A 15,347-nucleotide genomic window follows, 5' to 3' on the forward strand; every position below is an offset into this window, starting at 1 on the left:
AGCGGGGGTTCGGGGGCTGGCCCCCGACGGGGTCTGGGGCGGAGCCCCAGGGGATGGGACGGGTAGGGGCGGCGGGGGCGAAAAACCCCGCGCCGACCCACCCGTACCCTTGGTCCGTGAGCAGCCCCACCCCCGACGCCCTCCTGGGCCCCGCCGACATCCGCGAACTCGCGGGAGCCCTCGGCGTACGGCCCACCAAGCAGCGCGGCCAGAACTTCGTCATCGACGCCAACACGGTGCGCCGCATCGTACGGACCGCCGACGTCCGCCCCGAGGACGTGGTCGTGGAGGTGGGCCCGGGCCTCGGCTCGCTGACCCTCGCCCTGCTCGAGGTCGCCGACCACGTCATCGCCGTGGAGATCGACGACGTACTCGCGGGCGCCCTCCCCACGACGATCACGGCCCGCATGCCGGACCGGGCCGAGCGCTTCGCGCTCGTCCACTCCGACGCCATGCACGTGACCGAACTGCCCGGCCCCGCCCCGACGGCCCTCGTCGCGAACCTCCCGTACAACGTCGCCGTCCCCGTACTGCTGCACATGCTCGACACCTTCCCCACCATCGAGCGCACGCTCGTGATGGTGCAGGCGGAGGTCGCCGACCGGCTGGCCGCCGCACCCGGCTCGAAGGTGTACGGCGTGCCGTCCGTGAAGGCGAACTGGTACGCCGAGGTCAGGCGGGCCGGTTCGATCGGGCGCAATGTCTTCTGGCCCGCGCCGAACGTCGACAGCGGACTCGTCTCGCTCGTACGGCGGACCGAACCGGTCAAGACGAGCGCCTCGAAGCGTGAAGTCTTCGCCGTCGTGGACGCCGCCTTCGCGCAGCGGCGGAAGACCCTGCGGGCCGCGCTCTCCGGCTGGGCCGGTTCCGCCCCGGCCGCCGAGGCTGCCCTCGTCGCGGCGGGCGTCTCGCCGCAGGCGCGCGGTGAGTCCCTGACGGTGGAGGAGTTCGCACGGATCGCGGAGAACAAACAGTGAGCGTGACGGTACGTGTGCCCGCCAAGGTCAATGTGCAGCTCGCCGTGGGCGGGGCCCGCCCCGACGGCTTCCACGACCTGGCCAACGTCTTCCTCGCGGTCGGCCTCTACGACGAGGTGACGGTGACCCCGGCGGATGCCCTCCGGGTCACCTGCGAAGGGCCCGACGCCTCCCAAGTGCCCCTGGACCGCACGAACTTGGCGGCCAGGGCGGTGGAGAAGCTGGCCGAGCGGTACGGGCGGGCACCCGACGTGCACATCCACATCGCCAAGGACATTCCCGTCGCCGGGGGCATGGCGGGCGGTTCCGCCGACGGTGCGGGTGCGCTGCTCGCCTGTGACGCCCTCTGGGGTACCGGGGCCTCGCGGGACGAACTCCTCGACATCTGCGCCGAGTTGGGCAGTGATGTGCCGTTCAGCCTGGTCGGCGGGGCGGCGCTCGGAACCGGGCGGGGGGAGACGCTGCGGGTTCTGGAGGTCGGGGGGACCTTCCACTGGGTGTTCGCCGTCGCCGACGGCGGGCTGTCGACGCCGGCGGTGTACGGGGAGTTCGACCGGCTCAACGAGGGTGTCGAGGTGCCGGAGCCGGTTGCCTCCGGCGGGGTTCTCGGGGCGTTGGCCGCGGGGGACTCGGTGGCTCTCGCCGCCGCTCTCTCCAATGACCTTCAGCCTGCCGCGGTGTCCCTCCGGGGGGAGCTGGCGAAGACGTTGGCCTCCGGCCGGTCTGCGGGGGCGTTGGCGGGGCTGGTGTCGGGCTCTGGCCCGACGACCGCGTTCCTGGTGCGTGATGCGGAGTCGGCGGTGAAGGTCGCGGATGCACTCGTCGTTTCCGGTACGTGCCGTACGGCACGGGTTGCGGCGGGGCCGGTGCCGGGGGCCACTGTGCTTTGACGGTTGTGTGTCGTCCGCGGGTGTGTGGGGGCTGGTCGCGCAGTTCCCCGCGCCCCTATCGGGGCGCCTGTCCTCGGGCGGTTGAAAGGATCAACCTTTCGGCCGACTACCCTGGAAGGTCGATCGATCCCCCTTGTCAGGAGTGCGATGGCCGTCAATCTGGTCAATGTCGAGGCAGTCAGCAAGGTGTACGGAACCCGTGCGCTGCTCGACGGAGTCTCCCTCGGCGTGTCCGAGGGCGACCGGATCGGGGTGGTCGGCCGCAACGGTGACGGCAAGACCACGCTGATCCGGATGCTCGCCAAGCTGGAGGAGGCCGACACCGGGCGCGTCACGCACTCCGGCGGCCTGCACCTCGGCGTGCTCACCCAGCACGACTCCCTCGACCCGGAGGCCACCGTCCGCCACGAGGTCATCCGGGACATGGCCGACCACGAGTGGGCGGGCAACGCCAAGATCCGGGACGTGCTGACCGGCTTGTTCGGCGGGCTCGACCTGCCGGGGTTCCCGCAGGGGCTCGACACCGTGATCGGACCGCTCTCCGGCGGTGAGCGGCGCCGTATCGCGCTGGCCAAGCTGCTCATCGAGGAGCAGGATCTGATCATCCTCGACGAGCCCACCAACCACCTCGATGTGGAAGGCATCGCCTGGCTCGCGCAGCATCTGCGCGAGCGGCGCTCCGCCCTCGTCTGCGTCACCCACGACCGGTGGTTTCTCGACCAGGTCTGCACGCGCATGTGGGACGTGCAGAAGGGCGATGTGTACGAGTACGAGGGCGGCTACACCGACTACGTCTTCGCGCGGGCCGAGCGGGAGCGGATCGCCGCCACCGAAGAGGTCAAGCGGCAGAACCTCGTACGCAAGGAGCTGGCCTGGCTGCGCCGCGGCGCCCCCGCCCGTACGTCCAAGCCGCGTTTCCGCGTCGAGGCGGCGAACGAGCTGATCGCGGACGTGCCGCCGCCCCGGGACAGCAGCGAGCTGATGAAGTTCGCCTCGACCCGGCTCGGCAAGACCGTCTTCGACCTGAAGGACGTCACCGTGCAGGCCGGGCCCAAGGTGCTGCTGAAGCACCTGACCTGGCAGCTCGGGCCGGGCGACCGGATCGGCCTGGTCGGCGTGAACGGCGCCGGCAAGACCTCGCTGCTGCGGGCCATGGCGGACGCCGCGCGCTCCGAGGGCGAGAAGCAGCCCGTCGCCGGGCGGGTCGCCGTCGGCAAGACCGTGAAGCTCGCCTACCTCTCCCAGGAGGTCGCCGAACTCGACCCGGACTGGCGGGTGTTGCAGGCCGTCCAGGCGGTGCGCGACCGTGTCGACCTCGGCAAGGGCCGCGAGATGACCGCCGGCCAGCTCTGCGAGACCTTCGGCTTCAACAAGGAGAAGCAGTGGACGCCGGTCGGGGATCTGAGCGGTGGTGAGCGCCGCCGGCTCCAGCTGCTGCGGCTGCTGATGGACGAGCCGAACGTCCTGTTCCTCGACGAGCCGACGAACGACCTCGACATCGAGACCCTCACCCAGCTCGAGGACGTCCTCGACGGCTGGCCCGGCTCGATGGTCGTGATCTCCCACGACCGGTTCTTCATCGAGCGGACCACGGACAAGGTGTACGCGCTCCTCGGCGACGCGACGCTGCGGATGCTGCCGCGCGGGATCGACGAGTACCTGGAGCGGCGGCACAAGATGGAGGAGGCCGCGGCGGCTTCGGCTCCCGCGTCCGTCCAGTCGGCCGAAAAGTCCGGTGTGTCGGCCGCCGACGCCCGCGCCGCGAAGAAGGAACTCCAGAAGATCGAGCGGCAGCTGGACAAGATCTCCGAGAAGGAGAGCAGGCTGCACACCCAAATCGCCGACAACGCCACGGACTTCGAGAAAGTGGCGAAACTGGACGGCAACCTGCGTGAACTGGCCACCGAGCGCGAGGAGTTGGAGATGCGCTGGCTGGAGCTCGCAGACGACGCGTGAAGGGCGCGTGAAGGAGCGTAACGAGGGCATCACGGGCCGGTCCTCCCTTGGGAACAGGGGGGAACCGGCCCGCTGTTCGAGCGCGACAGGGTGATAGAAAGGGCCGTCTGAGAACAGTCTGAGACAGTCTGACAACCACTGTGAGTGCGCCGCCTACTGCGGTGCGTACTGCAGGGCATGGCTAAAAATCAGTGAAGAGGGGGAACGCGCTGATGACTCAGCCGCCCAACCAGCCGCCGCAGGGCGGGTTCGGACCGCCACCGGACCAGCCTTCGCAGGACCAGCCGCCACAGGGAGGCTTCGGCCCCCCGCAGGACCCGCCGGGGGCCACGCCTGTGCCGCCCGCCCAGCCGCCGCAGGCTCCACCGCCTCCGCAGGGCGCGCCGCAGACTCCGCCGCAGCCCGGTTACGGCTATCCGCAGCAGCCCGGCCCGTCCGGCCCGTACGCCCAGCCGGGTCCGTACGGCCAGCAGCCGGGGCCGTACACGCAGCCCGGCCCCTACGGTCAGCAGCAGGCCGGCCCGTACGGGCAGCCGCAGCAGCCCGGGCCCTACGGTCAGCAGCCCGGCTATGGATACCCGCAGCAGCCGCAGTTCCCGGGTGCGCCCGGCACCCCGCCGGGCGGCGGCTCGCGGAACCCCTTCAAGGGGAAGCCCGCCGTGATCATCGGGGCCGCGCTGGCCGCCGTGCTCGTCATCGGCGGCACCGTGTGGGCCGTCTCCGGCAGCGGTGACGACGACAAGAAGAAGCCCGTCGCCGACAAGAGCCAGGACGCCAAGCCCTCCGCCACGGACGGCCCGATCAACCCCGGTGACGGCGACGGCGACGGCGACAAGGGGACCGAGGACCTCAACGAGGGCCGCCAGGCGGGCGAGTCGAAGGTGCTCTGGTACAAGGAGGCGCCCGACGCGCCCGGTTCCGGCGCCGACGCCCCCGGCCAGTGGGTCACCGACAAGGTCGCGGTGAAGGCCGCGTACAAGCAGGTCTTCGCCTACAACGTCGGCGACGGCGCGCAGGCTTGGCCCGCGCTCACGTTCCCGCAGCCGATCTGTGCCGTGTCCGATGAGAAGACGTCCGACGACAAGGTGTTCGTGGCGTACAAGGAAGGCACCAAGAACACCGCCGAGTGCAACCAGCTGGTGCAGCTCGACCTGAACACCGGCAAGAAGGGCTGGACCAAGGAGGTCGCGGCGGGCGAGCTGTTCGACAGCATGCTCAACGTCGGGCTGTCCGTCTCCGGGGACACGCTGGTCGTCGGCCGCGGGCAGTCCGGGACGGCGTACGACGTCAAGAGCGGCGACAAGCTCTGGGACAAGAAGCGGTACGAGCCGACCTGCTTCCCGGCCGCGTTCACGGGCGGCCCGAAGATCCTCGCCGTCTCGTCCTGCGGCGCCGGCGGCGACAACGAGCACGACGAGGTGCAGGAGCTCGACCCGGCGACGGGCAAGGCCAAGTGGACGAAGAAGATCCCCAAGGGCTGGCGCGTCGAGCGCACGTACTCCGTCGACCCGGTCGTCCTCTACCTCACCAACGAGGACAAGAAGCAGTGGAACGTCACCACGCTGAAGAGCGACGGCTCGACCCGCTCGCAGGTCGACGTCGACGAGTCCTTCGCGCCCGAGTGCGGCTGGGCGATCCTCTCGCGTGACCTCCAGGGCTGCGCGGGTGTGGCGGCCGACACGAACACCCTCTACCTGCCGACCGAGGCGAAGAGCGGCGCCAACGAGGTCGTCGCGATCAGCCTGGAGACCGGCAAGGAGAAGTGGCGCACCAAGTCCCCGGCCGACGAGTCGATGATGCCGATGAAGATGGACGGCACGAACCTCATCGCCTACGTGCAGCCCTCGTACGACTCGGGCGGGCAGATCGTCTCGATCCCGACCGGCGGCGGCTCGCACACGCCCAAGAAGCTACTGCAGAACCCGCAGGGCACCGCGGACATCGAGAACGGCTTCTTCTCGAAGGCCATCGACTATGTGGACGGGCGTTTCTACCTCTCCACCACCCGGCTGACGGGCAACGACGACTCGAAGGAGAAGTTGATGCTGGCCTACGGCAAGTGACCGGGCCGGCGCTCCTTCCCGTCCCTCTCGTCCCTCCCGTCCACCCCACCTTCGTCCCCTTCGTATCCGAGGTACACACGTCATGAGCCAGCCGCCGCCCCCGCCGCCCAATCAGCCGCCCCAGGGAGGCGGTTTCGGTGCCCCGCAGGACCCGCCTCCCGGTGGCTTCGGCCCGCCCACTCCGCCGGCCGGTCCGCCCGCGGCGCCCCCGCAGCAGCCGCAGCAGCCGGGCTACGGCTACCCGCAGGCCCCCCAGACTCCGCCCGCGGGTGGGCCGTCGGCCCCGCCGCAGCAGCCGTACGGCTACCCGCAGGCGCCCGGGGCACCCCAGGGAGCCCCGCAGACACCCGCGCCGGGCCAGCCCGGGTACGGCTACCCGGGCCAGCAGCCGCCGTCGTACGGATACGGCCAGCAACCCCCGTACGGCTATCAGCAGCCGACCACGATGCCGCTGCAGCCGCAGGCTCCGCAGGGCGGGCGGAAACTCAACGCCCAGATGGTGATCATCGTCGCGGCCGTCCTGGCGATCGGGCTGATCGTCGGCGGCGGTGTCTGGTACGCGAGCTCGTCCGGCAAGGACGACGACAAGGACACCTCCGCGGGACCCGGCGGCACCGAAGGCAAGGACGACAAAAGCGGTGGCGACGACGCCGCCACCGGAGGCGGCGGCACGGAGAAGGTGCCGTCCAGCACCAGCGCCAAGGTCCTCTTCCAGGTGCCCGCGGCCGAGGTGCCCAAGAAGGAGGTCTGGAGCGTCGCGGGCTCCTGGCTGACGGACAAGACATACGCCAAGGCCGGCGTCCGCGAGGTCATCGGCTACGACCCGGACACCGGCAAGGAGTCCTGGACCCTGCCGTTGTCGGGCCTGACCTGCGCCGGTTCCCCCGAGGTCACCAAGGACGGCGTCGCCGTGGTGATCGCGGAGGAGGCCAAGCGGACCAAGGCGGACCCGTACCCGCAGTGCACCGAGGTCACCGCCTTCAACCTGAACACCGGCAAGGAGCTCTGGACGAAGTCCGTGGCCCCCAACGGCGGTGAGAAGGCGGCCTTCAAGGAAGCCAGCATCACGGGCACCACGGTCGCGGTCGGCTCCGGCACCAACGGCGGCGCAGCCTTCGACATCACCAACGGCAAGGTCCTGTGGCAGCCGAAGGTCGACACGTGCGAGGACGTCGGCTACGCCGGCGGCGAGCAGCTGGTCGCCGTCCGCAAGTGCGGTGACTACGGCAACGAGAAGTACGAGGTCCAACTGCTCGACCCGAAGTCGGGCACCGTCAAGTGGACCTTCAAGCTCCCCGCGGGCATCGACAACGCCAAGGTCATCTCCACCAAGCCGGTCGTCTTCGGCGTGGACTCCGGCGACATCACCGCGTCCGGCGCGACGGACGTCTTCTCGCTGGACGACAGCGGCAAGCTGCGGACCAAGATCACGCTGGAGGACGGCAAGTACGAGCACGACTGCGGGGTCAACAAGGTCCACGACTGCAAGGCGATCGCCGCCGGCAACGACAAGCTGTACGTGCCGACCAAGCAGCACGAGGGCGCCGAGCAGTACAGCCGTGTCAACGAGATCGTGTCCTTCTCGCTGGCCACGGGGAAGCCCACGAGCGACCGGGCCGACGCCGGCGACGGCTACGAGATCTTCCCGATCCGGATGGACGGCGGCAACATCCTCGCGTACAAGAACGGCCCCTACGACAAGGGTTCCCAGGTCGTCTCCATCGACGGCGGGTCCTTGAAGGAGACCAAGCTCCTGGAGACCCCGGCCGACGCCCGGGTCCGCAGCGCGATCAGCGGGATGGTCCCGAAGTCCTCGGAGATGCTGTACACCGGCGGCCGGCTCTTCATGGCCCAGGACCTGATCAGCGCTCCGTACTCCGCGGACGCCCCCAAGGAGTACGCGGCGATCGGGTTCGGCGCCGAATAGGCACCCGGCGGCTGCCGGAAGCCTTCGCCGCGGCCGCCGCCGGGTCGTACACCGATCAAGCGTTCGTCCGTCGGTCACGGCTCCGCCCCTGCTCAGGGGCGGAGCCGTGCTCGTACGTCCCATCGCTCGCGAATGCGAGGAATTTCGGTAATCCGGGGCACTTCTCTCCAGTAGGGGAAGCGCAACGTCGAACAAGCGTGTAGCTTCCGGGGGATGGAGAGCCGGGGGGCTCCTATCCATGGGGTACCAGTGGGGATCCTTGGGGGGACTGGGGGGTTGGGCTCGATGGGAGTGCGGCTCATGGTGGTCGACGACCACCGACTGCTCGCTGAGGCGTTGGCCTCGGCCTTGAAGCTGCGCGGGCACCGCGTGCTGGCCGCGGCGGCGCCCGCGGCGGGAGCGGCGGAGTTGGTGATCACGAGGGCTCCGGAGGTGTGCCTGATCGGCACGGCCACGCCTGCCGAACCGGGCATCTTCGACCCGGTGGTGAAGATCAAGCGGGAGCGGCCGCAGGTCGCGGTGCTGGTCCTCGGGCCGGTGCCCAACCCGCGCGGAATCGCCGCCGCGTTCGCCGCGGGCGCCTCCGGTTACGTACGGCACGACGAGCGGATAGAGGGCGTCGAGCGGGCCATCATGAAGGCGCGGGCGGGAGAGGCGGCCGTGGCGCCGCAGCTCCTGCAGGGCGCCTTCAGCGAGCTGCTCAACCCGGCCGCGCAGCCCGACGACGAGGGGCAGCGGCTGCTCCAGATGCTGACACCGCGTGAGGTGGAGGTGCTGGTGAGGGTGGCCGACGGCGAGGACACCCGGCTCATCGCGGCCGGTATGGGCATAGCGCCCAGCACCGCGCGGACGCACGTACAGCGGGTCCTGATGAAGCTCGGCGTCGGCTCACGCCTGGAGGCAGCCGCACTGGCGGCCCGCACGGGACTGCTGGACCGGGCGGGCCCGGTGACGCCGCACTCCACACCGGAGCCGGGGGCGGGACCGGGGCCAGGGCCGGAGTCCTAGCGAATTCGGCCCGCTCGGCGGGGCGGCGCGGCGGGGCGGCGCCCCGCGCTGTCTTCGGGGGCCGATTGGAAGATTTGGGACAAGCCGCACCGGGTTGTACGCAGGTCACCGATCCCGCAGGCACTGCGCCGCTGTCCCGAACCTTCCAATCACCGCCCGGGATGGCGTCCGGTGCGCCTCGCCGAGCGGGGCCTGCTCGACCGTGCGGCTACTCGGTGTCCTTGTCGGGCTCCGGCAGCAGTTGTTCCGTGTCGACCGGTGGTGGGGTGGGGCGCAGCCAGAGCCACGCCAGGAAGAACAGGCCGAGCGCGAGCATGCCCAGGCCTGTCCAGAGGTTGATGTTGACGCCCTCGGCCTTGTCGAGGTTGGCGTCGGACACGGTGATGCCGGCGATCGTGACGATGATCCCGTAGACCACGAAGAGGCCGCCGATGATGCGCCGGATGTCGAAGAGCCTGGCCGCGGTGGCGGACTTGCCCTGCAGTTCGGTGACGGCTCGCTGGACGTCACGCTCGGAGTACTCGGACATGGGTTATCGAACCTCCGGCAGTCAGAACGAGAAGGGGATGTAGCAGGCGGCGGCCAGGATCACGGCGCTCCAGCCCAGCAGGGCCGGCTTGCGGTACCAGGCGTCGTCGCCCTCGGCGGGCGGCTCCTCCATGCCGGGCGAGCGCGTCCCGTACACCAGGCCCTGCAGCTCCTCCGTCGGCTTCGGGGCGGTGAAGAGCGAGACGGCGACCATGACCACCGCGCCGGCGACGAAGCCCGCGATCGCGGAGACGAAGTTGGCGCCCTGGTCGGAGGGGATGTCGATGATGTCCTGCTTGTAGATGACGAAGTAGTTGATCATCGCCGCAGTCGTGCCCACCAGCAGCCCCCAGAAGCCGGACTTCATGGACGCGCGCTTCCAGAACATGCCGACGATGAAGACGACGAACATCGGCACGTTGAAGAAGGAGAACAGCGTCTGGAGGTAACTCATGATGTTGGAGAAGGAGGAGGCCAGGAAGGCCGTGCCGATCGACGCCAGCACACCGATCGCCGTGATCAGCCGCCCGAACCGCACGTAGTACGTGTCCTCCCGGCCCTTCACCACGTACTTCGCCCAGATGTCGTTGGTGAACACCGTGTTGAAGGACGAGATGTTGGCCGCCATGCCCGCCATGAACGCCGCCAGCAGACCCGTCACCGCGATGCCGAGGACGCCGTTGGGCAGCAGGTCCTCCATCAGGTACGGGATCGCGTCGTTGTACTGGAGGTCGGAGCCGGCGGTCCCGATCTTCGGTACGAGCACGGCCGCGACGAGACCCGGGATCATCACCAGGAAGACGATGAAGATCTTCGGGAACGCGGCGATCAGCGGGGTGCGCTGCCCGGCGGACATGTTCTTCGCGGACAGGGCGCGCTGCACCTCGGCGAAGTTCGTCGTCCAGTAGCCGAAGGAGAGCACGAAGCCGAGGCCGAGGACGATGGTCAGCCAGTTCGCGCCGAGCGGGTTGTCGCTTCCGATGCCCGTGCCGCCCCACGCCGTCACGAAGTCGCCCCCGTGGCTCTCGGTCAGCGAGTCGGACAGGCCGTCCCAGCCGCCGACCTTCTTCAGGCCGAGGACCGAGAGCGGGATGAGCGCGGCGAGGATGACGAAGAACTGCAGCACCTCGTTGTAGATCGCGGACGACAGACCGCCGAGGGTGATGTACCCGAGCACGAAGAAGCCCGCCACGACGATCGACACCCACTGCGGCCAGCCGAGCAGCGCCTCGACGACGATGGCGAGCGCGTAGAGGTTCACCCCGGCGATGAGGATCGCGGCGAAGGCGAACAGCACCGAGCTGAGCAGATGCGCCCACTTGTCGAAGCGCAGCAGCAGGAACTCCGGTACGGACCTGACCTTCGAGCCGTAGTAGAAGGGCATCATCACCAGGCCGAGGAAGACCATGGCGGGGATGGCGCCGATCCAGTACCAGTGCGTGGTGTAGACGCCGTACTGGGCGCTGTTGGCGGCCATGCCCAGGATCTCGGTCGCGCCCAGGTTGGCGGCGATGAAGGCGAGGCCGGTCACCCAGGCGGGCAGCGAGCGCCCGGAGAGGAAGAAGTCGAGGCTGGTCTTCACCGAGCGGCGGGCGGCGAAGCCGATGCCGAGGACGACGACGAAGTAGATCGCCAGAATCGTGTAGTCGAGCCAGTTGGTGGGCAGCCGCAGCTCGGCGGCCAGGTCCATGTGCGATGTAGGGGCCGGATCTGTGGGGGTCTGCATACAGCGCTCACTTCACTTTGGTGTTCTTTGTTTGGTTGTGGTGGTGACGAGCGTGGGGGTTTGTGGTTTGATGTGTTCGGTTCTGTTTAATGTTTGATCGGTAGGGATGGGGAGTCCGGCGTGAAGAAGACCTCGACCCGACTGGCCGACGGTCGTGAGCTCATCTACTACGACTCGCGCGACGACACCGTGCGCGACGCGGTGGACCGGCGCCCGCTCGACCGGACGGTCACCACATCGGAGGTACGCCGCGACCCGCTGCTCGGCGACGCGGTGGCCATCGCCTCGCACCGCCAGGGCCGCACCTACCACCCGCCGGCCAATGAATGCCCGCTCTGCCCCTCCGAGGGCGATCGCCTGAGCGAGATCCCGGACTCCTCGTACGACGTCGCGGTCTTCGAGAACCGCTTCCCGTCGCTGGCCGGGGACTCCGGCCGCTGCGAGGTCGTGTGCTTCACCTCGGACCACGACGCGTCCTTCGCCGAGCTGACCGAGGAGCAGGCGGGCCTGGTCCTGGACGCGTGGACCGACCGCACGGCCGAGCTGTCGCATCTCCCCTCCGTGGAGCAGGTCTTCTGCTTCGAGAACCGCGGCGCCGAGATCGGTGTGACGCTCGGGCATCCGCACGGCCAGATTTACGCGTACCCGTTCACCACGCCTCGTACGGCACTGATGTTGCGATCGCTCGCGGCGCACAAGGAGGCGACGGGCGGCGAGAACCTCTTCGACGCGGTCCTGGAGAGTGAGCTGGCCGACGAGCGGGTCGTGCTGGAGACCGAGCACTGGGTGGCCTTCGTGCCGTACGCGGCGCACTGGCCGTACGAGGTGCACCTGTACCCGCGGCGCCGGGTGCCCGATCTGCTGGGCCTCGACGAGGGCGCGCGCACAGAGTTCCCCAAGGTCTATCTGGAACTCTTGAAGCGTTTCGACCGGATTTTCGGTGAGGGTGAGCCTCCGACTCCGTACATCGCGGCCTGGCACCAGGCGCCGTTCGGCACGCTGGAGGAGTTCGACGGTGTGGTGCGGGACGACTTCGCGCTCCACCTCGAGCTTTTCACCATCCGCCGTACATCCGGCAAGCTGAAGTTCCTCGCGGGTTCCGAGTCCGGCATGAGCGTGTTCATCAACGACGTGCCGCCGGAGACCGCGGCCCAGCGACTGCGAGAGGTAGCGAGTTCATGAGTGGGAAGTACCTGGTCACCGGCGGTGCGGGCTATGTGGGCAGCGTGGTCGCGCAGCATCTGCTGGAGGCGGGCCACGAGGTGACCGTCCTCGACAACCTCTCCACCGGCTTCCGCGAGGGCGTCCCGGCGGGCGCCGACTTCATCGAGGGCGACATCCGCGATGCCGCCAAGTGGCTGGACTCCTCCTTCGACGCCGTGCTGCACTTCGCCGCGTTCTCGCAGGTCGGCGAGTCGGTCGTGAAGCCCGAGAAGTACTGGGACAACAACGTCGGCGGCACCATGGCGCTGCTGGCGGCGATGCGCTCGGCGGGCGTGCGGAAGCTGGTGTTCTCCTCCACGGCGGCCACGTACGGCGAGCCGGAGACCACCCCGATCGTCGAGTCCGCCCCGACGGCCCCGACGAACCCCTACGGCGCCTCGAAGCTCGCCGTCGACCACATGATCACCGGCGAGGCGGCCGCCCACGGACTCGCGGCGGTGTCGCTGCGCTACTTCAACGTGGCGGGCGCGTACGGGACTTGCGGTGAGCGGCACGACCCCGAGTCGCACCTGATCCCGCTGGTGCTCCAGGTCGCGCAGGGCCGCCGTGACGCCATCTCGGTCTACGGCGACGACTACCCGACGCCGGACGGCACCTGCATCCGCGACTACATCCACGTCGCGGACCTGGCGGAGGCCCACCTGCTGGCGGTCGCCGCCGCGCGGCCGGCCGAGCACCTGATCTGCAACCTCGGCAACGGCAACGGCTTCTCCGTCCGCGAGGTCATCGAGACGGTGCGCCAGGTGACCGGACACCCGATCCCCGAGGCGGCGGCCCCGCGCCGGGCCGGCGACCCTGCGGTCCTGGTCGCCTCCGCGGCCACGGCCCGCGAGCGGCTCGGCTGGAACCCGTCCCGCGCGGATCTCGCGGGGATCGTCGCGGACGCGTGGGAGTTCGCGCAGAACATCGCGAATTCGAAGGAGCGGTAGTGGCGGCACAACAGGCAGAACAGCCGGCAGAGCAGCAGGTCCGGGACGGCTTCGAGGAGCTCTACGGGTCGACGCCCGAGGGCGTCTGGGCGGCCCCCGGCCGGGTCAACCTGATCGGCGAGTACACGGACTTCAACGAGGGCTTCGTGATGCCGCTCGCGCTGCCGCACACGGCGGTGGCGGCGGTCTCGCGCCGCGACGACGGGGTCCTGCGTATCCACTCGGCCGACATCGAGGGCCCGGTCGTCGAGCTGCACGTGGACGAGCTGGCACCGCTGACGAACACGAGCTGGGCCGCCTATCCGGCGGGTGTCGTCTGGGTCCTGCGCGAGGCCGGCCACGCCGTCACCGGCGCGGACATCCACCTCGCCTCGACGGTCCCGACGGGCGCGGGCCTGTCCTCCTCGGCGGCGCTGGAGGTGGTGACGGCGCTGGCGCTGAACGACCTGTTCGAACTGGGTCTGTCCCGCCCGGAGTTGGCCCGCGTCTCCCAGCGCGCGGAGAACGACTTCGTCGGCGTCCCCTGCGGCATCATGGACCAGACAGCATCGGCCTGCTGCACCGAGGGCCACGCCCTCCACCTCGACTGCCGAGACCTGTCCATCCGCCAGGTCCCCTTCGACCTCCCGGCCCACGGCCTGCAACTCCTGGTCGTCGACACCCGCGTGAAGCACGCCCTCGGCGACGGCGAGTACGCGGAGCGCCGGGAGGGCTGCGAGGAGGGTGCCCGGCAGCTGGGCGTCCCGTTCCTCCGGGACGTCCGGTACGAGGACCTGGAGGCGTCCCTCTCCCGTCTGCCCGACGAGCGGGTACGCCGATATGTACGCCACGTCGTGTCGGACGACCACCGGGTCGACGAGGTCATCGCTCTGCTGGACGCGGGCGACGTCCGTGGCATCGGGCCCGTCCTGACGGCCGGCCACGCGTCGTTGCGGGACGACCTCCGCATCTCCTGCCCTGAGCTGGACCTGGTCGTCTCCACGGCGAACGAGACGGGGGCGCTTGGCGCTCGCATGACCGGTGGCGGGTTCGGTGGCTCGGCGATCGTCCTGGTGGAGACGTCGGACGCCGACACGGTGACCAAGGCGGTGGAGGAAGCCTTCGCGGCGGCGGGCTACACGGCACCCCGGGTGTTCCCGGCGGTCCCGTCGGAGGGGGCACGCCGCCTGGCGGACTGAGGCGTTTCTCGCCCCCGCCGCCCCTACCCGTCCCATCCCTGGGGGCTGCCGCCCCCAGACCCCCGCTTCGGCCTGAACGGCCTCGTCCTCAAACGCCGGACGGGCTGAAAATCAGCCCCCTCACTCCACCGCCGTGACGAAGTCGATCAGTTCCTCCACCCGGCCCAGGAGTTCCGGTTCCAGGTCCTTGTAGGAGTGCACGGAGCCAAGGATCCGCTCCCACGCCGCGCCCGTGTTCTCGGGCCAGCCCAGGGCCCGGCAGACCCCCGTCTTCCAGTCCTGCCCGCGCGGAACGCGCGGCCACGCGGGGATGCCCACGGACGCAGGCTTCACGGCCTCCCAGACGTCGATGTACGGATGGCCCACGACGAGCGCGTACTCACTCGTCACGGACTCCGCGATACGGGACTCCTTCGTGCCGGGGACGAGATGGTCGACGAGGACTCCCAGGCGGGCGTCCGGCCCGGGGGCGAAGTCGTCGACGATGGCGGGGAGATCGTCGATGCCCTCCAGGTACTCGACGACGACACCCTCGATACGGAGGTCGTCGCCCCAGACCCGCTCCACCAGTTCCGCATCGTGGCGGCCCTCGACGTAGATGCGCCCCGCCCGGGCGACCCGAGCCCGAGCGCCCGGCACGGCCACCGACCCCGACGCCGTACGAGTGGGACGTACCGGCGCGGCCGCCGGGCGCACCAGCGTCACCACGCGCCCCTCCAGCAGGAACCCCCGCGGCTCCAGCGGAAACACCCGGTGCTTGCCGAAGCGGTCCTCCAGCGTGACCGTCCCCGCCTCGCAACGGATCACGGCACCACAGAACCCGCTCCCGGGCTCCTCGACCACGAGCCCGGCCTCCGCCGCGACCTCGGGCACGGGCTTGGGCTTCTTCCACGGAGGGGTCAGATCCGCTGAGTACTGGCGCATTCGGATGACGATAGACG

At 69.9% G+C, this 15,347-nt stretch carries 12 protein-coding genes; 9 read left to right on the plus strand and 3 right to left on the minus strand.

Going from position 1 to position 15,347, the window contains the following annotated elements; translation table 11 throughout:
• Nucleotides 1-116: 116 nt before the first annotated feature.
• The 6 genes from rsmA (at nt 117) to GAS53_RS49555 (ending at nt 8,821) form a co-directional block, all read left to right on the plus strand.
• Complete coding sequence (gene rsmA, locus GAS53_RS49530) at nt 117-977, plus strand: 16S rRNA (adenine(1518)-N(6)/adenine(1519)-N(6))-dimethyltransferase RsmA (protein ID WP_151484374.1); 861 nt, start codon at nt 117-119, stop codon at nt 975-977.
• On the plus strand, nt 974-1,867 hold the full coding sequence (locus tag GAS53_RS49535) for a 4-(cytidine 5'-diphospho)-2-C-methyl-D-erythritol kinase (RefSeq protein ID WP_151484375.1): 894 nt from the start codon (nt 974-976) through the stop codon (nt 1,865-1,867). Before rsmA ends, GAS53_RS49535 begins: the two co-directional genes overlap by 4 nt.
• A 147-nt stretch (nt 1,868-2,014) precedes the next feature.
• Nucleotides 2,015-3,823, plus strand: coding sequence for an ABC-F family ATP-binding cassette domain-containing protein (locus GAS53_RS49540; protein ID WP_151484376.1), 1,809 nt, complete (start codon nt 2,015-2,017; stop codon nt 3,821-3,823).
• Between the two features lie 212 nt (nt 3,824-4,035).
• Nucleotides 4,036-5,886 carry an outer membrane protein assembly factor BamB family protein gene (locus GAS53_RS49545; protein ID WP_151484377.1) on the plus strand — a complete coding sequence of 617 codons (1,851 nt, stop codon included), beginning with the start codon at nt 4,036-4,038 and terminating at the stop codon, nt 5,884-5,886.
• An 82-nt stretch (nt 5,887-5,968) separates the two neighbouring features.
• Nucleotides 5,969-7,813 carry an outer membrane protein assembly factor BamB family protein gene (locus GAS53_RS49550; RefSeq protein ID WP_151484378.1) on the plus strand — a complete coding sequence of 615 codons (1,845 nt, stop codon included), beginning with the start codon at nt 5,969-5,971 and terminating at the stop codon, nt 7,811-7,813.
• A 285-nt stretch (nt 7,814-8,098) separates the two neighbouring features.
• Entirely contained in the window at nt 8,099-8,821 is a 723-nt protein-coding gene (locus GAS53_RS49555) for a helix-turn-helix transcriptional regulator (RefSeq protein ID WP_151484379.1), read from the plus strand.
• Nucleotides 8,822-9,029: 208 nt separating this feature from the next.
• Here the strand turns inward: GAS53_RS49555 and GAS53_RS49560 are convergent, their stop codons facing one another.
• On the minus strand, nt 9,030-9,350 hold the full coding sequence (locus GAS53_RS49560) for a hypothetical protein (RefSeq protein ID WP_151484380.1): 321 nt from the start codon (nt 9,348-9,350) through the stop codon (nt 9,030-9,032).
• Nucleotides 9,351-9,371: 21 nt separating this feature from the next.
• Nucleotides 9,372-11,075, minus strand: coding sequence for a sodium:solute symporter family protein (locus tag GAS53_RS49565; RefSeq protein ID WP_151484381.1), 1,704 nt, complete (start codon nt 11,073-11,075; stop codon nt 9,372-9,374).
• 120 nt (nt 11,076-11,195) lie between these two features.
• Here GAS53_RS49565 and galT point away from each other — a divergent pair, with 120 nt between their 5' ends.
• The 3 genes from galT to galK are packed head-to-tail and all read left to right on the plus strand — an operon-like array spanning nt 11,196 to nt 14,406.
• Entirely contained in the window at nt 11,196-12,257 is a 1,062-nt protein-coding gene (gene galT / locus GAS53_RS49570) for a galactose-1-phosphate uridylyltransferase (RefSeq protein ID WP_151484382.1), read from the plus strand.
• A complete protein-coding gene (galE, locus tag GAS53_RS49575; RefSeq protein WP_151484383.1) occupies nt 12,254-13,228 on the plus strand; it encodes a UDP-glucose 4-epimerase GalE in 975 nt (324 codons plus the stop codon). Before galT ends, galE begins: the two co-directional genes overlap by 4 nt.
• On the plus strand, nt 13,228-14,406 hold the full coding sequence (gene galK / locus GAS53_RS49580) for a galactokinase (RefSeq protein ID WP_151484384.1): 1,179 nt from the start codon (nt 13,228-13,230) through the stop codon (nt 14,404-14,406). Before galE ends, galK begins: the two co-directional genes overlap by 1 nt.
• Nucleotides 14,407-14,526: 120 nt before the next feature.
• Here galK and GAS53_RS49585 read toward each other — a convergent pair whose 3' ends face one another.
• Nucleotides 14,527-15,330 carry a DUF3097 domain-containing protein gene (locus GAS53_RS49585; protein WP_151484385.1) on the minus strand — a complete coding sequence of 268 codons (804 nt, stop codon included), beginning with the start codon at nt 15,328-15,330 and terminating at the stop codon, nt 14,527-14,529.
• Nucleotides 15,331-15,347 lie beyond the last annotated feature (17 nt).

The organism is Streptomyces albicerus, assembly GCF_008905045.1.
In the GTDB taxonomy this organism is placed as follows: Bacteria; Actinomycetota; Actinomycetes; order Streptomycetales; family Streptomycetaceae; genus Streptomyces; species Streptomyces albicerus.